The organism is Streptomyces sp. ALB3, from assembly GCF_044385685.1.
GTDB lineage: Bacteria > Actinomycetota > Actinomycetes > Streptomycetales > Streptomycetaceae > Streptomyces.
Genome location: NZ_JBISCE010000037.1, coordinates 162,706 through 186,732 on the forward strand (window position 1 = coordinate 162,706; position 24,027 = coordinate 186,732).

A 24,027-nucleotide genomic window follows, 5' to 3' on the forward strand; every position below is an offset into this window, starting at 1 on the left:
ACCATGACCAAGACAGCCACACCCACCGGCACCACCGTCCTCGACGCCAGCGGCGTCACCATGCGCTTCGGCGGCCTCACCGCCGTCCGCAACGTCGACCTCACCGTCAACACAGGCGAGATCGTCGGCCTCATCGGACCCAACGGCGCCGGAAAAACCACCTTCTTCAACTGCCTCACCGGCCTCTACGTCCCCACCGAGGGCAAGGTCAGCTACAAAGGCACCGTCCTGCCACCCAAGCCCCACCTCGTCACCCAGGCAGGCATCGCCCGCACCTTCCAGAACATCCGCCTCTTCGCCAACATGACCGTCCTGGAGAACGTCCTCGTCGGACGCCACACCAGGACCAAAGAAGGCCTCTGGTCCGCCCTCCTGCGCCTCCCCGGCTACAAGAAGGCAGAAAACGCCAGCCGCGAACGCTGCATGGAACTCCTCGAGTTCATCGGCCTCGCCGACAAGGCCGACCACCTCGCGCGCAACCTCCCCTACGGAGACCAGCGCAAGCTCGAAATCGCCCGAGCCCTCGCCAGCGACCCCGGCCTCCTCCTCCTGGACGAGCCCACCGCCGGCATGAACCCCCAGGAAACCCGCGTCACCGAAGAACTCATCTTCGCCATCCGGGACCAGGGCATCGCCGTACTCGTCATCGAGCACGACATGCGGTTCATCTTCAACCTCTGCGACCGCGTCGCCGTCCTCGTCCAGGGCGAAAAACTCGTCGAGGGCACCGCCCCCGTTGTCCAGAGCGACGAACGCGTCGTCGCCGCCTACCTCGGCACCCCCTTCGAAGGCGCCCCCGGCGCCGAGGAAGCCGCCGAAGTCGAAGCCGCCGAAGCCACGGCAGCCGCCGGCACGGACACACCCGCCACCACCACCGAGGAGGAGGACACCCGATGACCGCACTGCTCCAGGTCGAAGACCTCCGCGTCGCCTACGGCAAGATCGAAGCCGTCAAGGGGATCTCCTTCACCGTCGAAGCCGGCCAGGTGGTCACCCTCATCGGCACCAACGGCGCCGGGAAGACCACCACCCTGCGCACCCTCTCCGGCCTCCTCAAGCCCGCCGGCGGCCGCATCCTCTTCGAGGGCAGACCACTCACCGACATCCCCGCACACAAGATCGTCTCCCTGGGCATCGCCCACTCCCCCGAGGGACGCCACATCTTCCCCCGGCTGACGATCACCGAGAACCTCCTCCTCGGCGCCTACCTCCGCAACGACAAGGCAGGCATCGAGAAGGACGTCCAGCGCGCCTACGACCTCTTCCCCATCCTCGGGGAACGACGAAAGCAAGCAGCCGGAACCCTCTCGGGAGGCGAGCAGCAGATGCTCGCCATGGGACGCGCACTCATGTCCCAGCCCAAACTGCTCATGCTCGACGAACCCTCCATGGGCCTCTCCCCGATCATGATGCAGAAGATCATGGAGACCATCGTCGAGCTCAAGGCGTCGGGCACCACGATCCTGCTCGTCGAGCAGAACGCCCAGGCCGCCCTCTCCCTCGCGGACCAGGGCCACGTCATGGAGGTCGGCAAGGTCGTCCTCTCCGGCACCGGCGCCGACCTCCTCCACGACGAGTCGGTCCGCAAGGCCTACCTCGGCGAGGACTGAACAACCCCGCACACGAGAAGGGCGCGCCCCCGGACCTCCGGGAGCGCGCCCTTCCCCGTACACACGTACGTGACTACTCAGCCGACTTCTTCTTCTCCTCGGCGTCCTCGATCAACGCCTCCGCGAGCTGCTGCATCGACATCCGGCGGTCCATCGACGTCTTCTGGATCCAGCGGAACGCCGCCGGCTCCGAGAGCCCGTAATCCGTCTGCAGGATGCTCTTCGCCCGGTCCACCAGCTTCCGGGTCTCCAGCCGCTGCGACAGGTCCGCGATCTCGCTCTCCAGCGCCTTCAGCTCCGCGAACCTGGACACGGCCATCTCGATGGCCGGGACCACGTCGCTCTTGCTGAACGGCTTCACCAGATACGCCATCGCACCGGCGTCCCTGGCCCGCTCGACCAGATCCCGCTGCGAGAACGCAGTCAGCATCAGCACCGGGGCGATGGACTCCTCGGTGATCTTCTCGGCGGCCGAGATCCCGTCGAGGACCGGCATCTTCACATCGAGGATCACGAGGTCGGGGCGGTGCTCCCGCGCCAGCTCGACGGCCTGCTGCCCGTCCCCGGCCTCACCGACGACGGAGTAGCCCTCCTCCTCCAGCATCTCCTTGAGGTCGAGGCGGATCAGCGCCTCGTCCTCGGCGATGACGACGCGGGTCGTCAGCGGCGGGACGTGCGACTTGTCGTCGTCGACGGCGTCTACGGGCTGGGGCGACTCGGGGGTGGTCACGGGGGCTCCTTGTTCCAGGGCAGGTACAGCTCCCACGAGCCTACCTAGCTACGATATGGTGACACCACGCAGGGCAGGTGATGCCCTTGCTTTCTAAGGCCCCAGTACTCCAACTGGTTAGAGAGGCCGCTCTCAAACAGCGGACAGTGTGGGTTCGAATCCCACCTGGGGCACTTTTCCCTACTTTCCAAGGCTGCAGCGAATTGGTCTCAATCCACGAGATCGTGTGACCACCCTCCACAGTTCCGTCTCCGCGCCAGTTCCGTGCGTCAAGGTCGACATCGTGTACGACCTCGATACGCGCAAGCACGCTTTGGCGCTCGTCGCTCAAGGTTTCAGCCAGAACTCCGTGAGCAAGCAGACCGGGATCTCCCGAGCTGCCATCCGTTCCTGGCTGCAACGAATAGAACCGCTCGGTTATGGCCGGGGCGCCGAATGTCCTCGGTGCAGCAGTTCCCCGAGCCTTCCCGATGACCCTGGCGCGTACTCATACCTGCTCGGCCTCTATCTCGGTGACGGCTGCATCAGTTCCGCCAAGCGGGGCGTCTACTCCCTCCGCATCGCGTGCGCCGACGCATGGCCAGGACTCATCGACGCCTGCGTCGAGGCCGTGCAACGCGCGCGGCCGGCCAACAAAGTCTGCCGAGTGCAGAGACAGGGCTGCCAGTACGTCACGAGCTCCAGCAAGCACTGGCCCTGCTTCTTCCCTCAGCACGGGCCGGGCAAGAAGCACAACCGCGCGATCGGGCTCGAACCGTGGCAACAACAGATCGTGGACGCCCACCCTTGGGAATTCATTCGCGGTCTCGTCCACTCCGACGGCTGCCGACTCATCAACTGGACCACCCGCCTCGTCCGTGGCGAGCGGAAACGGTACGAATACCCTCGGTACTTCTTCACCAACAAGTCCGACGACATCCGCAAGCTCTTCAGCGACACGCTCTCCGCCGTAGGCGTCGAGTGGACGCACTGCACCCGCGCGGGCAAGGAGTACAACATCTCCGTAGCCCGACGGGCGTCCGTGGCCCTCATGGACGCTCACGTCGGGCCGAAGTACTGACGACCGTCACTCCGGGCTGTCGTCCTCGCCGATGCGGTGCACGCGTACCAGGTTCGTCGAGCCCGCGACTCCCGGCGGGGACCCGGCCGTGATGACCACGACGTCGCCCTTCCGGCAGCGGCCGATCCGCAGCAGTTCCTCGTCCACCTGCGCCACCATCGCGTCCGTCGACTCCACGTGCGGCCCGAGGAACGTCTCGACGCCCCACGTCAGGTTCAGCTGCGCGCGGGTGGCCGGGTCCGGGGTGAAGGCGAGGAGCGGGATCGGGGAGCGGTAGCGGGAGAGCCGCTTGACCGTGTCGCCGCTCTGGGTGAAGGCCACCAGGAACTTGGCGCCGAGGAAGTCGCCCATCTCGGCTGCGGCGCGGGCGACCGCGCCGCCCTGGGTGCGGGGCTTGTTGCGGTCGGTGAGCGGCGGGAGGCCCTTGGCGAGGATGTCCTCCTCGGCCGCTTCGACGATGCGGGCCATGGTGCGGACGGTTTCGACGGGGTATTTGCCGACGCTGGTCTCGCCGGACAGCATGACGGCGTCCGTGCCGTCGATGACGGCGTTGGCGACGTCGGAGGCTTCGGCGCGGGTGGGGCGTGAGTTGTCGATCATCGAGTCGAGCATCTGGGTGGCGACGATGACCGGCTTGGCGTTGCGTCTGGCGAGTTTGACGGCGCGCTTCTGGACGATCGGGACCTGTTCCAGGGGCATTTCGACGCCGAGGTCGCCGCGGGCGACCATGATGCCGTCGAAGGCGGCGACGATGTCGTCGATGTTGTCGACGGCTTGGGGTTTCTCGACCTTGGCGATGACGGGGAGGCGGCGGTCCTCCTCGTCCATGATGCGGTGGACGTCGTCGATGTCGCGTCCGGTGCGTACGAAGGAGAGGGCGATGACGTCGGCGCCGGTGCGGATGGCCCAGCGGAGGTCGTCGATGTCCTTGTCGGAGAGTGCGGGGACGGAGACGGCGACGCCGGGGAGGTTGAGTCCCTTGTGGTCGGAGACCATGCCGCCTTCGATGACGGTGGTGTGGACGCGGGGTCCGTCGACGTCGGTGACTTCGAGGGTGACGCGGCCGTCGTCGATGAGGATGCGTTCGCCGGTGGTGACGTCGGCGGCGAGGCCGTCGTAGGTGGTGCCGCAGGTGGTGCGGTCGCCTTCCATGGGTTCGACGGTGATGGTGAAGTCGTCGCCGCGTTCAAGGAGTACGGGGCCTTCGGCGAAGCGGCCGAGGCGGATCTTCGGGCCTTGAAGGTCGGCGAGGATTCCTACGCTGCGGCCGGTTTCCTCGGAGGCTTTGCGTACGTGGTGGTAGCGCTCTTCGTGTTCGGCGTAGGTGCCGTGGCTGAGGTTGAGGCGGGCGATGTCCATTCCCGCTTCGACGAGTGCCTTGATCTGCTCGTACGTGTCGGTTGCGGGTCCCAGGGTACAAACGATTTTTGCTCGGCGCATGGTGCGAGCCTAGACCTTACCTGCGGGTAGGTAATTGTCCCTGCATGACTGTCCAACAGCCTTTCGGTGAAAGGTTATTGACAAGTGTTGAATTGTGCGGCGGGCCGCTCCGATGAGCGTCCGGGGGTGCGCGCCGAGGGGGTGGCGGGTGCGGGGGTGGGGCCGCCGGTCACCGGATCGCAACCTGTCGGGGGTGTTGCGCGGCGTGGTGCCTGGGCCAGAATCTACGCGCGTTGTTCGCTCGGACGAGGAGTCAGGTATGCCGTTGAACCGTAGGACGTTGCTGGGCCGTTCGGCTGTGGCCGGTGCGGGTGTGGCACTGGCGGGAGGGGTCGGTGCGGGGTCTGCGTCGGCGTCGGAGTCGAGGGGGCGCGGTCATGGGCGTCCGCCGGAGCGGTACTCGTTCACGGTGATGGGGACGACGGATCTGCACGGCAATGTCTTCAACTGGGACTACTTCACGGACAGGGAGTTCGACGACAAGGCGCACAACGATGTGGGACTGGCGAAGATCTCGACGCTGGTGGACCGGATCCGTGAGGACCGTGGCCGTCGGAACACGTTGTTGATCGATGCGGGTGACACGATTCAGGGCACTCAGTTGTCGTATTACTACGCGAAGGTCGATCCGATCACGGCGAGGCGTGGTCCGGTGCATCCGATGGCGCAGGCGATGAACAAGATCGGTTATGACGCGGCGGCGCTCGGGAATCATGAGTTCAACTACGGTATTCCGGTGTTGCGGAAGTTCGAGGAGCAGTGTGATTTTCCGCTGTTGGGTGCGAACGCGCTGGATGCGAAGACGTTGAGGCCGGCGTTCGCTCCGTATGTGATCAAGAGGTTGCGTACGCCGCACGGTCGTGATGTGCGGGTGGCGGTGCTGGGGTTGACGAATCCTGGTATCGCGATCTGGGACAAGGCGAATGTGGGCGGGAAGATGGTGTTCCCGGGTCTTGAGGAGCAGGCGGCGAAGTGGGTGCCGAAGTTGCGTTCGATGGGTGCGGATGTGGTGGTCGTGTCCGCGCACTCGGGGTCGTCGGGTACGTCGTCGTACGGGGATCAGTTGCCGTATGTGGAGAATGCGGCGGGTCTGGTGGCGGAGCAGGTGCCGGGGATCGACGCGATTCTGGTGGGTCACGCGCACTCGGAGATTCCTGAGTACTTCGTGACGAACAAGGAGACGGGGAAGCGGGTCGTTCTGTCGGAGCCGTTGAAGTGGGGGCAGCGGTTGACGCTGTTCGACTTCGGTCTGGTGTGGGAGAGGGGCCGTTGGGTGGTCGAGGAGGTCGGTGCTTCGGTGCTGAACTCGAACTCGGTGGTGGAGGATCCGCGGATCACGTCGTTGCTCGGTGATGAGCACGCGAAGGTGGTGGCGTATGTGAACCAGGTGATCGGTACGTCGGTGGCGGCGATGTCGACGGCGGATGCGCCGTGGAGGGACGAGCCGGTCATCGATCTGATCAATCTGGTGCAGGCGGAGACGGTGAAGGGGGCGCTGGCGGGTGGGGAGTACGCGGCGTTGCCGGTGTTGTCGCAGGCTGCGTGTTTCTCGCGTACGGCGGCGATTCCTGCGGGTGAGGTGACGATCAGGGATGCGGCGGGGTTGTATCCGTTCGAGAACACGCTGGAGGCGCGGCTTCTGACGGGTGCGCAGTTGAAGGACTATCTGGAGTTCTCGGCGAGGTACTACGTGCGGACGGCGGCCGGGGCGCCGGTGGACACGTCGGAGTTGACGAATGCGGAGGGTATTCCGGATTACAACTACGACGTGGTGTCGGGGGTGACGTACGACATCGATATCGCGAGGCCGGCGGGTTCGCGGATCGTGGGGTTGTCGTTCGAGGGGGCGCCGGTGGATCCGGCGGCGCGGTTCGTGTTCGCGGTGAACAATTATCGGGCCAGTGGTGGCGGTAACTTCCCGCATGTGCCGGGTGCGAAGCAGTTGTGGGCGAATTCGGATGAGATCCGGAACACGATCATCGGGTGGGTGCAGGCGAAGGGTTCGGTGGATCCGGCGGAGTTCGCGTCGGTCGGCTGGCGTCTGACGCGGGATGGTGTGCCGGTGTTCTAGTCGGCTGGTGTGTGGGGCGGCCGTTCTCCTCGGGAGGGCGGCCGCTTCGGTGTGGTCAGTGGCCGTGGTTGAGGGGGGTGCGTGTGGGGGTTTGTCGGGGGACGGCCGGGGTGGGGTGGGGGGTGAGGCCGAAGGTGGTGAAGGCGGTGCGTTGTGGGAGGGGGTAGGGGGTGGTTCCGGTGAGGTTGTTGAGGATGGTGGCGCTGCGCCAGGCGGCGAGGCCGAGGTCGGGTGCGCCGACTCCGTGGGTGTGGCGTTCGGCGTTCTGGACGTAGATGTTGCCGGTGAGGGCGGGGTCGAGGTCGAGGCGGAAGTCGGTGTGGATGCGGGGGCGTCCTTGGGTGTCTCGGCGGATGTGGGGGGCGATGCCGGTGAGGAGGGTGTCGAGGGGGCGTTCGCGGTAGCCGGTGGCGAGGACGACGGCGTCGGTGGTGAGGCGGCTTCGGGTGGCTTGCTGGGTGTGTTCGAGGTGGAGTTCGATGCGGGTTCCGCTGCCGGAGAGGCGGCCTGCGGTGCGGACGCTGACGCCGGGGGTGAGGGTGGCGTCGGGCCAGCCGCCGTGGAGGGTGCGTCGGTAGAGCTCGTCGTGGATGGCGGCGATGGTGTCGGTGTCGATGCCTTTGTGGAGTTGCCATTGCTGGGGGACGAGGGTGTCGCGTACGTGTTCGGGGAGTGCGTGGAAGTAGTGGGTGTAGTCGGGGGTGAAGTGTTCGAGGCCGAGTTTTGAGTACTCCATGGGTGCGAAGGCCTGGGTGCGGGCGAGCCAGTGGATCTTCTCGATGCCGACGGGGCGGGCGCGGAGGAGGTCGAGGAAGATTTCGGCGCCTGACTGGCCGGAGCCGATGACGGTGATGTGGTCGGCGCGGAGGAGTTCTTCGCGGTGGTGGAGGTAGTCGGCGGAGTGGATGACGGGGGTGCCGGGGGCTTCTGCGAGGGGGCGTAGGGGTTCGGGGATGAAGGGTGCGGTGCCGACGCCGAGGGCGATGTGGCGGGTGTGGGTGCGGCCGAGTGCGCGGGTTTCGCCGTCGGGGCCGAGGCGGGTGTGGTCGACCTCGTAGTGGGCGTGGTCGGTGTTCCAGCGGATGGCGTCGACCTGGTGGTTGAAGTGGATGGTGGGGAGTTGTTCGCTGACCCATCGGCAGTAGGCGTCGTATTCGGCGCGGTGGATGTGGAATTGCTCGGCGAAGTAGAAGGGGTAGAGGCGGTCGCGGGTGCGGAGGTAGTTGAGGAAGGTCCAGGGGCTGGTGGGGTCGGCGAGGGTGGTGAGGTCGGCGAGGAAGGGGACTTGGAGGGTGGCCCCGTCGATGAGGAGGCCGGGGTGCCAGTGGAACGCGGGGCGTTGTTCGTAGAAGGCGGTGGTGAGGGGGTGGCTGCCGGGGGTGGTGGGGATGCCGTGGGCGAGGGCGGCGAGGGAGAGGTTGAAGGGGCCGAGGCCGATGCCGATGAGGTCGTGGGTCCGGTCGCCTGCGGGGGTGGTCCGGTCGGTCATCGGGGGGTGCTGCCTTCCATGGTGGCGTCGGTGTGGGTGTGGGTGACGAGGGTGAGGAGCTGCTGGAGGTGGTCGGGGGTGGTGTGGGGGTTGAGGAGGGTGGCCTTGAGCCAGAGGCGGTTGTGGGCTCGGGCGCGCCCTAGTACGGCGTGTCCTCGGTCGAGGAGGGTTCGGCGGATGGTGGCGACGGTGGTGTCGTCCGTGTGTGTGGGGCGGAAGAGGACGGTGCTGATGGTGGGGCGGGCGTAGAGCTCGAGTGCGGGGTGGTCGTCGATGAGGTCGGCGAGGTGGTGGGCGGTGTCGATGGTTCGGTCGATGAGGTGGGCGAGTCCGTCGCGGCCGAGTGCTTGGAGGGTGACGGCGATTTTCAGGGCGTCGGGTCGGCGGGTGGTGCGCAGGGAGCGGCCGAGGAGGTCGGGGAGGCCTGCGTCGGTGTCGTCGTCGGCGTTGAGGTAGGGGGCGTGGTGGTGGAGGGGGGTGAGGTCGTGGCGGTGGGGGACGGCGAGGATGCCGGCTGAGGCGGGTTGCCAGCCGAGTTTGTGCAGGTCGAGGGTGACGCTGTGGGCGCGGTGGAGGCTGCGGAGGGTGTGGCGGTGGGTGGGGCTGAAGAGGAGGGGGCCGCCGTACGCGGCGTCGATGTGGAGGTCGGCGCCGTGGGTGGTGGTGAGGTCGGCGATGTCGGTGAGGGGGTCGATCTGGCCTGTGTCGGTGGTGCCTGCGGTGGCGGTGACGAGGAGTGGGCCTGGGTGGCGGGTGAGGGTTTCGTGGAGTGCGGTGAGGTCCATGACGCCGGTGGGGGCGGGGATGACGATGGGTCGGGGGAGGCCGAGGAGCCAGGCGGCGCGGGTGATGCTGTGGTGGGCGTTGGCGGCGCAGATGGTCTGTACGGGGCCGTGGCGTTCGCGGGCGAGGAGCAGGGCGAGTTGGTTGGCTTCGGTGCCGCCGGTGGTGACGAGGGCGTCGGGGCTCGGCTGGTTGGGGTAGATCTCGGTGGCGAGTGCGGTGGTGAGGGTCTGTTCGAGGGCGGAGGCCGCGGGGGCCTGGTCCCAGGAGTCCATGGAGGGGTTGAGGGCTGAGGCGGCGAGGTCGGCTGCTGCGGCGAGGGCGAGGGGTGGGGTGTGGAGGTGGGCGGCGCAGTGGGGGTGTGCGGGGTCTGCGGCGCCTTCGGTGAGTGCGGTGACGAGGGTGCGGAGGGCGTGGTGGGCGCCGGTGCCGTGGTCGGGGATGAGGGGGCCGGTGGCGTGGTGGAGGTGGTGGGTGACGGTGGCGGGGCCGCCTGCGGGGAGGGGGCCGTTGCGCCGGGTGGCGCCGTCGTGGAGTGCGGCGAGGACGGTGTCGATGAGGGGGCGCAGGTGGGCGGGGCCTGCGGTGCCTCCGGCGAGGGGCGGGGTGGGCATGGGTGGTGTGGTCCTTCGGGTGCGCGGGGGCGGTGGTGCCAGCTTCTCCGGGTTGCGGAGGGGGCGGCCGAAGAGCCCAACGATCTGAACCCGAAAGGGGTACTGGGGCCGGGTGCGGGGGTGTGGGGGGCTTCGGGGCTGGTATAGGCGTTCGTTGTTCGCATGACTGTGCCCGGCCCTTCGGTGAGGGGCCGGGCACAGGGGCGGGTGGGGCCGCCGGGTGTTGTTTTCGCGGGTGTGGGAGCCGGTCAGTGGGCGTTGCGTACGGCGAGGGCGCGGCGGAGGTCGTCGAGCTGGTCGGTGAGTTTGCGGCGCAGGGCGGGGGTGAGTGCGGGGTTGCCGAGGGCCTTTTCGCCGAGGTGGATGCTCTCGGGGTCGATGGCGTGGGCGGGGAAGGCGTGGCGTCCGGCTGCTTCGGCGATGGCGGGGCCGCGGCGGGCGGCGAGCGCGATGGCGTCGGGGTAGTAGCGGGCGACGTAGGGGTGGAGGAGGTCGTGCTGTCCGGGTTGCCAGAAGCCTTGGGCAGTGGCGGTGAAGAGGTAGTTGGACAGGGTGTCGTCGGTGAACATGGCCTGCCAGGCGGCTGCTTTGGCCTCGGGGGTGGGGAGGGCGGCGCGGCAGCGGGCGGCGCCTTCCTGTCCGGTGGCGCTGGGGTCCTTGTCGAGTTCGCGGGCGATGGCGGTCTCGTCGGTGGCGCCGAGGACGGCGAGGCGGGTGAGGATGCGCCAGCGGAGTTCGGGGTCGAGTTCGGGTCCGCCGGGGACGGTGCCTTCGCGGAGCCAGTCCTGGATGGTGTCGGGCTGGGTGGCGGCTTCGATGAAGTGGCGTACGGCGGTGAGGCGGAGGCCGGGGTCGGGGCTGCCGGGTGTGGGGGTGCCGGAGCCTTGTTCCCAGTCCTTGGCGGTGAGTCCTTCGGTGCGGCGCAGGAGGTCGCGGCAGAGGGAGGTGAGGGTGGCCAGGGCGGTCGGCCGGTTCTCGGGTGTGAGGTAGCGGTCGGTGATGTGGGTGGCGGCGAAGCCGAGGACGCCCTGGACGAGGGCGAGGTCGGTTTCGTAGGGGAGGTGGGTGCGGGCGGCGGTGAGGTGGACGGTGGGGTGGAGTCGGCCGTCGCGGACCATGTCGCGGGCGGTGTTCCAGAGGAGGGCGCGGGTGAGGGCGTCGGGGATGCCGGAGAGGTGGGTGAGGGCGGTGTCCCAGGAGTCGGTGTCGAGGCGGATCTTGGCGTAGGTGAGGTCGTTGTCGTTGAGGACGACGAGGTCGGGGCGTCGGCCGGGCCGGGTGGTGGGGGCGTGGTTCTGGGGGATGTCGAGTTCGAAGCGGTCGCGCAGGGTGAGCTGTTCGGTGCCGGTGTGGGTGTCGAGGCTATGGTCGTAGGCGCCGACGGTGATGCGGTGGGGGCGGCTGCCCGTGTGGTCGACGGTGAGGTTCCAGCTGTTGCCGGTGTTCTCGACGTGGGCGGTGAGGGTGTCGATGCCGGTGGTGCGGAGCCAGGTGGCGGCCCAGGTGTGGACGTCGCGGTCGGTGGCGTCGGCCAGGTTGTCGATGAAGTCGGCGAGGGTGGCGTTGGCGAACTTGTGGCGGGCGAAGTGGGTGTTGATGCCGGTGAGGAAGTCCTTCTCGCCGAGCCAGGCGACGAGCTGGCGGAGTGCGGAGGCGCCCTTGGCGTAGGAGATGCCGTCGAAGTTGAGGAGGGCGGAGGCGGTGTCGGGTACGGCGTCGGGGTCGGGTGCGACGGGGTGGGTGGTGGGGCGTTGGTCCGCGTCGTAGCCCCATCCCTTGCGGGAGACGCCGAATTCGACCCAGGTGTCGGGGTAGGGGGTCTCCCCTGCTCGAGCGGGGTTGAGAGCTCGGGGAAGGGTCACTTCGGTGAGGGTCTGGTAGCCCATGTACTCGGCGAAGGACTCGTTGAGCCAGATGTCGTCCCACCAGGTGAGGGTGACGAGGTCGCCGAACCACATGTGGGCCATCTCGTGGGCGATGACCATGGCCCGGGTCTGGCGTTCGGTGTCGGTGACGGCGGAGCGGTAGAGGAATTCGTCGCGGAAGGTGACGAGTCCGGGGTTCTCCATGGCGCCGGCGTTGAATTCGGGGACGAAGGCCTGGTCGTAGGAGTCGAAGGGGTAGGGCTCGTCGAATTTCTCGTGGTAGCGGTCGAAGCAGGCGCGGGTGATGCCGAGGATCTCGTCGGCGTCGTTGTCGAGGTGGGGGGCGAGGGAGCGGCGGCAGTGGATTCCGAAGGGGAGGCCGGCGTGGTGGGTGGTGACGGAGTGCCAGGGGCCCGCGGCGACGGCGACGAGGTAGGTGGAGATGGGTGGGGTGGGGGCGATGGTCCAGCGGCCTTCGGTGTCCTGGGTGGTGGTGCCGTTGCCGAGGACGGTCCAGCCGGTGGGCGCGGTGACGGTGAGGTCGAACACGGATTTGAGGTCGGGCTGGTCGAAGGCGGCGAAGACGCGCTGGACGTCGTCCAGGAAGAGCTGGGTGTAGACGTAGGTCTCGCCGTCGGCGGGGTCGGTGAAGCGGTGCATGCCCTCGCCGGTGCGTGAGTAGCGCAGGGTGGCGTCGACGGTGAGTTCGTGGGGGCCGGCGGTGAGGCGGTCGAGGGGGTAGCGGTTGCCGTCGAGGCGTTCGGGGTCGAGGGGTTGTCCGTCGAGGCTGAGTGAGCGCAGGTGTTCCGGCTTGATCTCGACGAAGGTGTCTCCGGCCGTCCGGGCGGTGAACCGGATGGCGGTCCTGGAGTCGAAGGTCTCCTCGCCCGTGGTGAGGTCGAGGGCGACCGTGTACCGGTGTACGTCGAGGAGCTGGGCGCGGGTCTGCGCTTCGTTGCGCGTCAGTACGGACATGGCGCCCATGCTGCCGTACCGGTCCGTGGCTGTGCAGCGGGGTTCTCGCAGGGCTGACGGGGGCGCCGGGGGCTCGCGGGTGGCTCCCCGGCCCCCGGCCGGGGGCGGGGGCCGGGCGGCGGGTCAGGCGTCGGGGGTGGCGGATTCCTCGGCGATGCGCTCGTGGTGGCGGATGACCTCGGCCACGATGAAGTTCAGCAGCTTCTCGGCGAAGGCGGGGTCCAGTTTGGCGCTCTCGGCGAGCTGCCGCAGCCGGGTGATCTGGCGGGCCTCGCGGGCGGGGTCGGCGGGCGGCAGGTGGTGCTCGGCCTTGAGGTGGCCCACCTGCTGGGTGGCTTTGAACCGCTCCGCGAGCATGTGGACGACTGCGGCATCGATGTTGTCGATGCTCTCGCGGAGCCGGTTCAGTTCGGCGGTGACGTACTCGTCGATGTCGCTCGTGGTCATGGTCAGCGAGCTTAGACGCACGGGTCGTGGGCCGGCCGGGGGCGGGGTGCGGGCCGTGTCCTGTCGTGGGCCGTCGCACGCCGGGGTGTGGAGCAGGATGGTTCCGGATGAGGGGATGGACCGGCGGGTGGCGGGCGGCGATGCTGGGAGCCGTTCGTTGATCTCGCACTCGGGAGCGTAGGAGCACGATGACTGACTTCGGTGTGGGGGACGACCACTTCCTGCTCGACGGGAAGCCGGTGCGTCTGCTGTCGGGGGCGCTGCACTACTTCCGGGTGCATGAGGCGCAGTGGGAGCACCGGTTGTCGATGATGCGGGCGATGGGTCTCACCTGTGTGGAGACGTATGTGCCGTGGAATCTGCATGAGCCGCGGCCCGGTGTGTTCCGGGACGTGGGTGCGCTGGGCCGGTTCCTGGACGCGGTGCACGGGGCGGGGCTTCTGGCGATCGTGCGTCCGGGGCCTTACATCTGCGCCGAGTGGGAGAACGGTGGGTTGCCGGCCTGGGTGACGGGGCGGTTCGGGCGGCGGGTGCGGACCAGGGACGCGGGGTACGGGGAGGCGGTGGAGCGCTGGTTCGGTGAGCTGCTGCCGCAGGTGGTGCGGCGGCAGGTCTCCGGGGGCGGCCCGGTGATCATGGTGCAGGTGGAGAACGAGTACGGGAGTTACGGCTCGGACCGGGTGCATCTGGAGGAGCTGGCGGGGGTGTTGCGCCGGTGCGGGGTGACGGTGCCGCTGTTCACCTCGGACGGGCCCGAGGACCACATGCTGACGGGTGGTTCGGTGCCGGGGCTGCTCGCCACGGCGAACTTCGGTGCGGGAGCCCGTGAGGCGTTCGGGGTGGTGCGGCGTCATCAGCCGGAGGGGCCGCTGATGTGTATGGAGTTCTGGTGCGGCTGGTTCGGCCGGTGGGGCGGCGAGCCCGTGGTGCGTGATCCGGCGGAGACTGCGGAGGCGCTGCGGGAGATCCTGGAGTGCGGCGCTTCGGTGAATGTGTACATGGCTCATGGGGGGACGAACTTCGCGGGGTGGTCGGGGGCCAACCGTTCGGGTCCGCTGCAGGATCAGGGGCTGGTGCCGACGGTGACGTCGTACGACTACGACGCGCCCATCGACGAGTACGGGAGGCCCACGGAGAAGTTCTGGCTGATGCGGAAGGTGTTCGAGGAGTACCGGGACGGGCCGCTGCCCGCGCTGCCTCCGGAGCCGGTGGGACTGCGGCGGCCGGTGCGGGTGGCGTTGACGCAGGGGGCGCCGCTGGCGGGTGTGCTGGAGGCGCTGGGTGATCCGGAGACGGCGGAGTCGGGGGTGCCGCCGACCTTCGAGGAGCTGGGTGTGGATCGTGGCCTGGTGCGTTACCGGGTGGGTGTGCCGGGGCCGCGGCAGGCGTATCCGCTGGGTGCGGCGGGGTTGCGGGACCGTGCGGTGGTGTACGTGGACGGGGTGCGGGCGGGGGTGCTGACGGAGGAGGACCACACGCTGGCGGAGCCGGTGGCGGGTCCGGCCGAGGTGGAGTTGTGGGTGGAGTCGCTGGGCCGGGTGAACTACGGGCCGCGGCTGGGTGAGCCGAAGGGCATCACGGGTGGGGTTCTGCACGAACGGCAGTTCCTGCACGGGGTGCGGGCGCGGGCGTTGCGTCTGGACGCGTTCGACGAGCCGGGTGCGGTGGGCCGGGTGCGGTTCGGGGATGCCGGGGAGGCGGGGCGGACCGGCCTGTTCCGGGGCTTCTTCGAGGTGGAGGATGCGGCGGGGACGGACCACGCGGGTCTGGAACTGCCGGGCTGGGAGCGCGGGTTCGTCTGGGTGAACGGTTTCTGTCTGGGCCGCTACTGGTCGGTGGGTCCCGGGCGGACGCTCCATGTCCCGGGGCCCGTGCTCCGTGAGGGCGCCAACGAGGTGTGGGTGCTGGAGCTGGAGGACGCCGGCGAGCCGTTCGTGGAGCTGGGCCCGGGGGCGCCCGTCAGGACGGGCGCCCCCGGGGGTGTGGCGGGGTGAGGCTGCTGGTCAGAGGGTGGCGGCGGCCGAGGCGATGGCGGAGGCGAAGGTCGACACCTGGGTGTATACCCCGGGGTAGCCGGGCCGTGCGCAGCCCTCGCCCCAGCTGACGATGCCTACCTGGATCCAGGCTCCGGCGTTGTCCTTGCGGAACATCGGGCCGCCGGAGTCGCCCTGGCAGGTGTCCACGCCGCCGGCGCTGACGTATCCGGCGCAGATCTCCTGGCTGGGTACGAGGTCGCTGCCGTAGGCCTGTTGGCAGGTGGCGTCGGAGACGTAGGGGACGTCGGCCTTGAGGAGGTAGCGCTGCTGGCCGCCGCCCTCGGTGGCGGCGCCCCAGCCCGCGACGGTGAAGGTGCCTGTGTCGTAGGCGGTGGTGGTGGTGATCTTCAGGGTGGGCTGGTTGATGGGCTGGGCGAGTTTGATCAGCGCCCAGTCCTTGCCCACGCCGTTGTAGCCGGGGGCCTGGAGGACCTTGGTGGAGCGGACCTTGACGGCGGAGGACGACCGGAGGTCGACGACTCCGGCGGTGGCCGTGATGGAGGTGTTGTTGCCGGATCCGCTGACGCAGTGGGCGGCGGTGAGCACGATGGTCGGGCTGTAGAGGGCGCCGCCGCAGCCCATGGAGAGCCGGACCATGAACGGGAATTCGCCCTGGGCGGCACGGGTGCCGCCGACGACCGGCGCGGGTGCGGCGGAGGAGCTCGACGGCTGGAGGCTGAGGGTGGCGAGGGCCACCGCGGCGATGACGGAGCATCTCTTGAGGGTGCGCAGGAGTTGTTTCACGGTGTGTGCCTGCTTCCTGTGGGGGCGAGGTGGGGGGTGCTGTGCAGGCGTGCGGGCGTGCGTGTCCTGGTCAGGGGCACAGGCCGGCCATTCTCGGCATGCCCTCGACAAGAACGATCCGATTATCGGGAAGCGATCACCGCTGTCACAAGGCAGGGTTTTTGGCCAAGATCTCTCGCGCTCCTCGGCCGGTTTCTGCGGGACCGGCCTAGAGTGGGGCCTGTGGAGCGCCATCGACGGGGGTTCTGACGTGAGCGACGGCAGCAGCGGGGGCGGCGGTCCGGTCGTCCACGGGTTCCCGCACCTCGACGCGGTCAGGTCCGCGATCACCGCTCTCTACCGGCGGGTCTCCCCCGACGGTGTGCGCGCCTACGACACGAGCCTCGCCCCGGCCGACGCCGCCTTCTCCGACGCCGACGACCTGTACCTCGGCGCGCAGCGGGTGGCGGCCGCCCTGGTGCGGCACCTGCGTCTGCCGCAGGCCCGTGTCGTCGTCGGATTCCGCCGGATGGAACATGCCGCGAGCGTCGAACTCACCTCGGGGCCCGAGTACTTCATCGAGCTGAACGACCGCTTCCGTACCCACCGCAGGGACATCGGGGCGGCACTGGCGCACGAGATCACGCACGTGCTGCTGCACCGGCTCGGCCTGGAACTCCCCGGCACCCGTGACAACGAGATCCTCACCGACACGGTGACCGCCTACCTCGGTGCCGGCTGGCTCCTGCTGGACGCCTTCCGCCAGGACGCGGTCTCCAGCCAGAAGCTCGGCTACCTCACGCCCGAGGAGTTCGGCTACGTGCTCGCCAAGCGCGCGCTGGTCTTCGGCGAGGACCCCTCCGTGTGGTTCACCAGCCCTCAGGCGTACACGGCGTACACCAGGGGCCGGGCGCAGGCCCTGCGCGACCTGAGCCGGCCGCCCCTGACGGCCGCGGGGTGGGCGGGCAGGCGCCGTTACGCCAAGGACCGCCGCGAGGCCGGGGGCGGACCGGGCACCGCGCCGGACCCGTCCGTTCCCTACGAATTCGAGGGCGGGGCCGACGGGCTACGGGTCTCGTTCGCCTGTCCCACCTGCCACCAGCGCGTACGTGTTCCGGTCCGGGGGCGGACACGTGCCCGGTGCGGACTGTGCCGCACGGTGCTGGAGTGCGACACCTGAAAGATCGTCCGGGACCGGAATGGCCGTAGGGTCGGTGTATGACAAATGGTCCGGTCGGGGGTGCGAGCAGCCTTTTCGAGGCGCTGTACGACGATGAGGACGCCGTCGTGCGGGCGCTCCGAGCGGGAGCGTCCGCCGAGTCGCGCGACGAGGAGGGCACGACCGCGCTGTATCTGGCGTCGGTGCAGGACCTGCCGGGCGCCGTACGGCTGCTCCTGGCCGCGGGGGCGGATCCGAACAGGGCGAGCGGCCCCGAGGCGGGCGACCTGCCGCTGTGCGGGGCGGCGTGCGGAGGGCATACCGAGGTCGTCGGCGCGCTCCTGGCCGGAGGGGCGGAGCCGGACCTGGCCGAGGAGTTCGGCTTCACCGCGCTGCGCTGGGCGGCGGGCCTCGGTCACGCGGGGGTGGCGGAGATGCTCCTCGCCCACGGCGCGGACCCTGACCTGCCCGGGCCGCAGGGTGAGGTCCCGCTGGTGGTCGCGGCCCGGCGGGGATCGGTGCCCACCGTGCGGGCCCTGCTCCGGCACGGCGCCCGCGCCCTGTCCCCCGCGCTGGAGGAAGCCCGGCGCATGCTCACCCTGGACGTGGAGCGGGAGCTGCGTGACGCGCTGCGGCGCGCGTACGGGGACCACCCGAGTGCGGTGCGCCGCGCCCGGGTGGACGGCGCGGAGACCGTCACGGTCGAACTGCTGCGGGACGGGGAGCCGTTCGCGTCCCAGGACCTGCAGACAGGCCACGGGGCGGTCGCGACGCTCCTGGAGAACGAACTGGGCCTGCGGGCCCCGTTCGAGGAGCTGGCCGCCCGGGCGCTGCGGGGCGGCGGCCCCGGACTGGACAACTGGCTGGTCGCGGTCGGGACGCTGTGGCTGCGCGGCGACGAGGAGACGTTCCGTGCGGCGGCCGCCTGGTCGGCGAGCGAGGACCCGCTGCGGCAGGCGTTCGGTGCGGAGGTGCTGGCGCGGCTCGGATTCCACGACGGCGGCCGGCCGTCCGCCGCGCGGGCGGTGCCGGTGCTGCGGGAGCCGGCCGGGGCCGGCGACCCGGCGCCGGACGAGCTGCCGACGCGGGTGCTCGACCGGCGTGAGGGCGCGCCCGAGGAGTGAGACGGACACACGGTGACCCGGCCGGAACGGCCGGACCCCTGATGCTCCCGGTGTGAGGCCGGGCGAGGGGCGCGGTGACCGGTGGGATCCGGTCACCGCGCCCCGGGGTCACGCCGCCCTGCGGCCACGACCAGGTGCGCTGCCGCGCCCCGCGCCACCGGCCCGGCCGGCACCGGCGCCCCGGGCGGATCCGCCGGCACCGCCTGCGCCACCGCGAGCCGCACCGCCGCCGGCGCCGCCACGCGCGCCGCCGCGGGCAGCGCCACCGGCGCCGCCCTGGCCCGCGCCCGTCGCGCCGCGCCGGCCGCGGCCCCGGCTGCCCGAGCGGACCGATCCGCCGGCCGCCGCACCCGTACCGGTGCCACGGGTACGCGGCTTGGGCTGCGTCGGCTGCGGCACCTCGATGACGATCGCGACGCCGGACGGCTCGCGGGCGCCCGTGATCCGGGTGAGCTCCTCGTCACCGGACTTGACCCGGGTGGTGCGCGGGGCGATGCCCGCGTCCTGCATCAGCCGGGTCATGTCGCGCTTCTCGTCGGGAAGCACGAGCGTCACGACGCTGCCGGACTCCCCTGCGCGCGCGGTGCGCCCGCCACGGTGGAGGTAGTCCTTGTGATCGGTCGGCGGGTCGACGTTGACGACCAGGTCCAGGTCGTCGATGTGGATGCCCCGTGCCGCCACGTTCGTCGCGACGAGTGCGGTGACCTGGCCGTTCTTGAACTGGTCCAGTGTCCGGTTGCGCTGCGGCTGGGACCGGCCGCCGTGCAGGGCCGCGGCGCGCACACCGCTGGCGAGGAGGCGCTTGGCGAAGCGGTCCGCAGCCCTCTTGGTGTCCACGAACATGATGACCCGGCCCTCGCGGGCGGCGATCCGGGTGGCGACCGCCTTCTTGTCCGTCTCGTCCAGCACGTGGAGCACGTGGTGCTCCATGGTGGTGACGGCACCGGCCGACGGGTCGACCGAGTGGACGACCGGGTCGGTGAGGAACATCTTCACCAGCCGGTCGATGTTCTTGTCGAGGGTCGCGGAGAACAGCATGCGCTGCCCCCCTTCCTCGACCTGCTTGAGCAGCGCGACGACCTGCGGCATGAAGCCCATGTCGGCCATCTGGTCGGCCTCGTCCAGGACGGTGATCGCGACCTGGTCGAGCCGGCAGTCGCCGCGCTCGATGAGGTCCTTCAGCCGGCCGGGCGTGGCGACGAGCACCTCGGCGCCGCGGCGCAGCGCGCCGGACTGCCTGCTGATCGACATGCCGCCCACGACGGTGGCGACGCGCAGGTTCACGGAGGTGGCGTACGGGGTCAGCGCGTCGGTCACCTGCTGGGCGAGTTCCCGGGTGGGGACCAGGACGAGCGCCAGCGGGGCGTGCGGCTCGGAACGGCGGCCCGCGGTGCGGGCGAGCAGGGCGAGGCCGAAGGCCAGGGTCTTGCCGGAGCCGGTGCGGCCACGGCCGAGGATGTCCCGGCCGGCCAGCGAGTTCGGCAGGGTGGCGCCCTGGATGGGGAAGGGGTCGGTCACGCCCTGTGCGGCGAGGGTCTTCAGCAGCGCGGCGGGCATGTCCAGCTCGGCGAACGCGTCGACGGCGGGCAGCGCGGGGGTCAGCGTCTCCGGCACGGCGAACTCGCCGCCCTGGGCGGGCGCGGTCCTGCGGCGGGCCGGTGCCCTGCCGGATCCTCGGGTGTTCGCCTGTGCCCGGTCCGGGCCGCGCCCCTTTATCGGGCGGTTGCGGGTCGGTCGGTCCTGGCGTTCGGAGCGGGTCATACGGAATTGCCCTCCTGGGGGATTCCTGGGGTTACTGCCGACTGCTGCGGACTGCTTGATGTGCGCCCCAGGATGCAAGCACAGAGCAGATGTCCCGGTTGCGGAACCGAACCGGGAAAGGACGAGTCGTAAACAGCACAAACCGGGGCCCGCACCTTCACGGTGCGGGCCCCGGCTGCGAGGTACGCGTCCGGCGATTAGGCCGGGACGATGTTCTCCGCCTGCGGGCCCTTCTGGCCCTGCGTGACGTCGAAGGAGACCTTCTGGCCCTCCTGGAGCTCACGGAAGCCCTGGGTGGCGATGTTCGAGTAGTGGGCGAAGACGTCGGCGCCGCCGCCGTCCTGCTCGATGAAGCCGAAGCCCTTTTCCGAGTTGAACCACTTCACGGTTCCAGTAGCCATGTCATTCTCCTAAAAGAGGTGCAGTGCCGGAAATCCGCACTTTACGAATTCCAAGTCGCCGCATTGAGCCCCATCCGGAGAAAGCCGGAAAACAATAAAGCGCCTGAGGAGGGTTCCCGTCAGGCGCACATAAAGTTCATGGGTACCAAAACTGCAACTCGGCAACCGTAGCACGTTCTGTCGGCGAGCGGCAGATCAACCTGCTCCGGCGCGCCGGGGATCCGGCCCGCCGGAGCGTCGGCGGGAAGCGTTCACGGCGGAGTCCGACGTCGTTCGGGAAGACTTCCCGCCCTGTTCCCCCAAGGGCCGCGGGCCCTGCGCGAGGCAGCGGAGCCAATGGTTCCACATGTGGCCCTGAGCGGTGCGGATCTTTCGGACGCCTGCCGGCCGCCCGTGCCGCGGGAGGCCGGTTCACCCGGATGCCGTAACCGCGCGTGTCCGGGCCTCGCTCGCGGGCAGCCGGACGCGTGGCAGGCCCTGCGCCGGACGGGCACCACCGGGCGAGGGGGGGGCGGTTCCGGGCGGCCGGGGAGCGGGCCCCGGTGCCCAGGGGCGCCGGGCGGTCCTGGGCACCGGATGCCCTGCGTACCTGACCGTCCGGCGGCGTCAGAGGGTCACGACTCGCGGACGGGACTGTCGTCGGCCCTCCTGCGCAGGGTGCGCAGCGGGTGGCCGGGGCGCCAGACCTGTACGACGAGGTCGTCGCCGTCGAGCCCGGTGCGCACCACTTCGGCGAGCTCGGCGCGGAAGAGGAGGAAGGGTTCCGGCGGGGTCACCTCCTCGACGAAGCGGGCCCGTACGGCCGGGTCGGTGACCTCCACCGCGCGTCCGGAGACGCGGACGTCCCCGTCGGCCATCTCCGCGTCGGGCCCCGGGTTGGCCTGGACGGCGAAGCGCGGGTCGCGCCGCAGGTCGAGCGCCTTGCGGGAGTTCGGCATCATGCCGAACCACAGCGCGTCCATCCTGAACTCCACCTCCAGACCGGTGACCCGGGGCGAGCCGTCCGTCCTCAGGGTCGCGAGGACATGGTGCTTGTACTGCTGGAAACGCTCCCTGACGGCGTCGGCGAAGGCCGGCTCCGCCGCGTGGAAGTCCTGCCACGGACTCGGTGTCGCGCTCGATGTCATGGGCGCCATCAAACCCCGTCAACCGGACATCCCCTGTCGTGTTTCGCCGTGCCTCACCGGATCGGACGCCCCTCGGCGGCACCTGCCGTGCGCACGGGACCGGCGTGGGCTTCCGCCCCGGGGACCGCGGGAGTTGCGGGTGTGCGGAACCCCGGCACCCAGGTGCGCCGCCGCTCACCGGCGTTCGCTATCTTGAGCGCCGCCGCCCCCTGCGGCCCTCCGTCCACGACTGAAGGAGCCGGCCATGGAGGCCGCCGCCACCACGTGCTACCGCCACCCGTCGTACGAGACGTATGTGCGCTGCACGCGCTGCGACCGGTACATCTGCCCCGACTGCATGCGTGAGGCGTCCGTGGGGCACCACTGCGTGGAGTGCGTGAAGGAGGGGCAGCGGTCGGTCCGCCAGGCCCGTTCGCTGTTCGGCGGCGCGGTGTCGAGCGCGGCGGCGCCTCTCGTGACGTACGTGCTCATGGTGCTCAACGTCGTGGCGTACGTCGTCGAGGTGGCCCGGGACGGGACGGTGGACCGGTTCGGGATGCTCGGCGCGGTGCTGGTCGATCCGGCGGGCGGGCAGTACTACTACAAAGGCGAGACCTACCCCGGCTTCGAGCTGACCGGGGTGGCCGACGGGGAGTGGTACCGGCTGCTGACGGGCGCCTTCCTGCACCTTCCGCCCGACGCCTCGTTCGGTGTGATGCACCTGGTCTTCAACATGCTCGCGCTGTGGAATCTGGGCCGGGTGGTGGAGGGGCAGCTGGGCAGGGCCCGGTATCTGGCGCTGTACCTGCTGTCCGCGCTGGGCGGTTCGGTGCTGGTGTACCTGGTGTCGCCGGAGACGACCGCCGTGGGTGCCTCCGGCGCGATCTTCGGCCTGGCGGCGTCCTTCTACGTGATCAGCCGCCGCCTGGGCCGGGACATGCGGGCGGTCAACCGCTTCATGGCGGGGTTCCTGCTGTGGATGGTCATCTCCGCCGCGTTCACCTCGTGGGAGGGGCACCTGGGCGGTCTGCTGACCGGCGGTCTGGTGACCTACGGCCTCGCCTACGCGCCGGCGAGGCTGCGGACGTCCGCGACGCAGCTGGCCGGCGGTGCGGTCCTCGTCCTCCTGCTGGCCGCGGTGGTGGCCGTGCGGACGGCCGCCCTGACGGGGGCGTGACGGGGGCCTGACGGGGCTCCGGCGGCCGGGTCCCGCCCGCGCGGGACCTCGCCCGCCTTCTGGGACCATCGTCCCATGGTGGGAGAGGTGACGAGGGGACGGTCCGAGGGCGTGGACGCCGGGGACGGCGAGCCCGGCGGGGGCCTGCGCGGGGTGGTCCGGCGGCTGCATCCGCTCGACTGGCTCGCGGGCGCCCTGCTGGTCCTGGGACTCCTCGCGGTGGTGACCGGGGCGCTGCCCCGGGGCCCGGCCGCGGACGAGATGCGACGCGTCGGGCCGTTGGTGGTGTTCCTGGGCACGGTGATCGTGATGGCCGAACTGACGGGCCGCGCTCAGGTCTTCGATGTGGTGGCGGCGTGGGTGGCACGGGCCGGGCGGGGCCGCTATCCGCTGCTCTTCGCGCTGTGCGTGCTGTTCGCCTCGCTCACCACGATCACGCTGAACCTCGACACCACGGCGGTGCTGCTCACCCCGGTCATGCTGGCGCTGGCCACCCGGCTGGGGATCCCGGCGGTGCCCCTGGCGATGACGACGGTGTGGCTGGCCAACACGGCGAGCCTGCTGCTGCCGGTCTCGAACCTGACGAACCTGCTGGCGGCGGACCGGGTGGCGCTGTCACCGTCCGGTCTGGCCGCGGTGATGTGGCTGCCCCAGCTGGCGTCGATCGCCGTGACGGCGGCATGCCTGTGGGTCTTCTACTGGCGGCGTGGGTGCCGCGGCGAGGGCCAGGACCGGTACGTCCCGCCCGCGGCGCCGGTGGCACGGGATCCCGTCCTGCTGCGGATCTGCTCGGTGGCGTGTGCGGGCTTCCTGCTGGCCATCCTGGTGGCGGACGTGCCGCTGTGGTCGGCCTCGCTGGCCGCGATGGTGGTGGTCGTGGCGGCGTTCGCCGCACGGCGCAGGCAGGAGCTGCGGCTGTCGCTGGTGCCGTGGCGGCTGCTGGTCCTGGTGCCCGGGATGTTCCTGGTGGTGCAGACGGTCGGCGCGCACGGCCTGCACGGTCTGCTGGAGTCCGCGCTCGGATCGGACGACGGTTTCCCGGGGATGCTGCGGTCGGCGGCGGTCGGAGCGGGGCTGTCGAACGTCGTGAACAACCTGCCCGCCTACCTGGCGGGTGAGGCGGCGGTCCCGGCGGCGAACCACGAGCAGTTGCTGGCGCTGCTGATCGGCGTCAATGTGGGGCCGCTCGTCACCCCATGGGCGTCGCTGGCGACGCTGCTGTGGTTCGAGCGGTGCCGTTGGCACGGGACCCGGATCGGGCTGGGCCGCTTCCTCGGTACCGGTCTGGTGCTGTCGGTGGCCGGCACCCTGGCCGCCGTGTCGGCGCTGGCGCTCGCCGGCTGACCGTCGCCGCGCGGTGGCACCGGGACGCGCCGCGGCGCCTGCCCTTGTCCGGTCGGGGACGGGGCAGGCGCCGCGTTCAGTTCCGTACGCCGTTGTACGGGACGTCTGTGTG

General features: G+C 70.2%; 19 protein-coding genes and 1 tRNA gene. 10 read left to right on the forward strand and 10 right to left on the reverse strand.

The window, feature by feature from the left end:
• Positions 1-3: 3 nt before the first annotated feature.
• Both ACHFIV_RS22790 and ACHFIV_RS22795 read left to right on the forward strand, forming a co-directional pair.
• Complete coding sequence (locus ACHFIV_RS22790) at positions 4-897, forward strand: ABC transporter ATP-binding protein (RefSeq protein ID WP_398972058.1); 894 nt, start codon at positions 4-6, stop codon at positions 895-897.
• Positions 894-1,610, forward strand: a complete 717-nt coding sequence (locus tag ACHFIV_RS22795; RefSeq protein ID WP_398972061.1) for an ABC transporter ATP-binding protein — start codon at positions 894-896, stop codon at positions 1,608-1,610. Before ACHFIV_RS22790 ends, ACHFIV_RS22795 begins: the two co-directional genes overlap by 4 nt.
• 73 nt (positions 1,611-1,683) lie before the next feature.
• On the opposite strand, the gene ACHFIV_RS22800 is transcribed toward ACHFIV_RS22795, so the two are convergent.
• Positions 1,684-2,340: an ANTAR domain-containing response regulator gene (locus tag ACHFIV_RS22800; RefSeq protein WP_351280279.1), complete on the reverse strand. Its 657-nt coding sequence runs from the start codon at positions 2,338-2,340 to the stop codon at positions 1,684-1,686.
• 98 nt (positions 2,341-2,438) lie between these two features.
• On the opposite strand from ACHFIV_RS22800, the gene ACHFIV_RS22805 reads away from it, so the two are divergent.
• Together ACHFIV_RS22805 and ACHFIV_RS22810 are read left to right on the forward strand one after the other, a co-directional pair.
• Positions 2,439-2,513: transfer RNA gene (locus ACHFIV_RS22805), tRNA-Leu, on the forward strand.
• Positions 2,514-2,623: 110 nt separating this feature from the next.
• The gene (locus ACHFIV_RS22810; protein WP_398972064.1) at positions 2,624-3,400 is read left to right on the forward strand and encodes a helix-turn-helix domain-containing protein; all 777 of its coding nucleotides are present in this window, start codon (positions 2,624-2,626) and stop codon (positions 3,398-3,400) included.
• Positions 3,401-3,406: 6 nt separating this feature from the next.
• Here ACHFIV_RS22810 and pyk read toward each other — a convergent pair whose 3' ends face one another.
• Positions 3,407-4,840: a pyruvate kinase gene (gene pyk / locus ACHFIV_RS22815; protein ID WP_398972067.1), complete on the reverse strand. Its 1,434-nt coding sequence runs from the start codon at positions 4,838-4,840 to the stop codon at positions 3,407-3,409.
• A 259-nt stretch (positions 4,841-5,099) separates the two neighbouring features.
• Between pyk and ACHFIV_RS22820 the strand changes: the two genes are divergently transcribed.
• Complete coding sequence (locus ACHFIV_RS22820) at positions 5,100-6,911, forward strand: bifunctional metallophosphatase/5'-nucleotidase (RefSeq protein WP_398972069.1); 1,812 nt, start codon at positions 5,100-5,102, stop codon at positions 6,909-6,911.
• A gap of 55 nt (positions 6,912-6,966) precedes the next feature.
• Here ACHFIV_RS22820 and ACHFIV_RS22825 read toward each other — a convergent pair whose 3' ends face one another.
• From ACHFIV_RS22825 to ACHFIV_RS22840, 4 genes are all read right to left on the reverse strand, one after another.
• On the reverse strand, positions 6,967-8,400 hold the full coding sequence (locus tag ACHFIV_RS22825) for a lysine N(6)-hydroxylase/L-ornithine N(5)-oxygenase family protein (protein ID WP_398972072.1): 1,434 nt from the start codon (positions 8,398-8,400) through the stop codon (positions 6,967-6,969).
• Positions 8,397-9,797, reverse strand: a complete 1,401-nt coding sequence (locus tag ACHFIV_RS22830) for a pyridoxal phosphate-dependent decarboxylase family protein (protein ID WP_398972075.1) — start codon at positions 9,795-9,797, stop codon at positions 8,397-8,399. The genes ACHFIV_RS22825 and ACHFIV_RS22830 overlap by 4 nt, the downstream gene beginning before the upstream one ends.
• A 248-nt stretch (positions 9,798-10,045) precedes the next feature.
• Complete coding sequence (gene pepN / locus ACHFIV_RS22835; protein WP_398972078.1) at positions 10,046-12,637, reverse strand: aminopeptidase N; 2,592 nt, start codon at positions 12,635-12,637, stop codon at positions 10,046-10,048.
• 123 nt (positions 12,638-12,760) lie between these two features.
• A complete protein-coding gene (locus ACHFIV_RS22840) occupies positions 12,761-13,084 on the reverse strand; it encodes a chorismate mutase (protein WP_398972080.1) in 324 nt (107 codons plus the stop codon).
• A 188-nt stretch (positions 13,085-13,272) separates the two neighbouring features.
• Here ACHFIV_RS22840 and ACHFIV_RS22845 point away from each other — a divergent pair, with 188 nt between their 5' ends.
• Positions 13,273-15,078, forward strand: a complete 1,806-nt coding sequence (locus ACHFIV_RS22845; protein ID WP_398972083.1) for a beta-galactosidase family protein — start codon at positions 13,273-13,275, stop codon at positions 15,076-15,078.
• 9 nt (positions 15,079-15,087) lie between these two features.
• Here the strand turns inward: ACHFIV_RS22845 and ACHFIV_RS22850 are convergent, their stop codons facing one another.
• Positions 15,088-15,864 carry a S1 family peptidase gene (locus tag ACHFIV_RS22850; RefSeq protein ID WP_398972086.1) on the reverse strand — a complete coding sequence of 259 codons (777 nt, stop codon included), beginning with the start codon at positions 15,862-15,864 and terminating at the stop codon, positions 15,088-15,090.
• Positions 15,865-16,114: 250 nt separating this feature from the next.
• On the opposite strand from ACHFIV_RS22850, the gene ACHFIV_RS22855 reads away from it, so the two are divergent.
• Positions 16,115-17,023 carry a hypothetical protein gene (locus ACHFIV_RS22855; protein ID WP_398972089.1) on the forward strand — a complete coding sequence of 303 codons (909 nt, stop codon included), beginning with the start codon at positions 16,115-16,117 and terminating at the stop codon, positions 17,021-17,023.
• A gap of 38 nt (positions 17,024-17,061) precedes the next feature.
• Positions 17,062-18,126 (forward strand): ankyrin repeat domain-containing protein, encoded by a 1,065-nt coding sequence (locus ACHFIV_RS22860; RefSeq protein ID WP_398972091.1) that lies wholly within the window; start codon positions 17,062-17,064, stop codon positions 18,124-18,126.
• A gap of 108 nt (positions 18,127-18,234) precedes the next feature.
• Here ACHFIV_RS22860 and ACHFIV_RS22865 read toward each other — a convergent pair whose 3' ends face one another.
• The 3 genes from ACHFIV_RS22865 to ACHFIV_RS22875 all read right to left on the reverse strand — a co-directional run bounded on the left by ACHFIV_RS22865 (position 18,235) and on the right by ACHFIV_RS22875 (position 21,424).
• Entirely contained in the window at positions 18,235-19,887 is a 1,653-nt protein-coding gene (locus ACHFIV_RS22865) for a DEAD/DEAH box helicase (RefSeq protein ID WP_398972094.1), read from the reverse strand.
• Positions 19,888-20,084: 197 nt separating this feature from the next.
• Positions 20,085-20,288 (reverse strand): cold-shock protein, encoded by a 204-nt coding sequence (locus ACHFIV_RS22870; protein ID WP_015607926.1) that lies wholly within the window; start codon positions 20,286-20,288, stop codon positions 20,085-20,087.
• Between the two features lie 614 nt (positions 20,289-20,902).
• Positions 20,903-21,424, reverse strand: coding sequence for a pyridoxamine 5'-phosphate oxidase family protein (locus ACHFIV_RS22875; RefSeq protein ID WP_398972097.1), 522 nt, complete (start codon positions 21,422-21,424; stop codon positions 20,903-20,905).
• A 235-nt stretch (positions 21,425-21,659) separates the two neighbouring features.
• Between ACHFIV_RS22875 and ACHFIV_RS22880 the strand changes: the two genes are divergently transcribed.
• Positions 21,660-22,571 (forward strand): rhomboid family intramembrane serine protease, encoded by a 912-nt coding sequence (locus ACHFIV_RS22880; RefSeq protein ID WP_398972100.1) that lies wholly within the window; start codon positions 21,660-21,662, stop codon positions 22,569-22,571.
• A gap of 75 nt (positions 22,572-22,646) precedes the next feature.
• Positions 22,647-23,915 (forward strand): SLC13 family permease, encoded by a 1,269-nt coding sequence (locus ACHFIV_RS22885; protein WP_398972103.1) that lies wholly within the window; start codon positions 22,647-22,649, stop codon positions 23,913-23,915.
• Positions 23,916-24,027 lie beyond the last annotated feature (112 nt).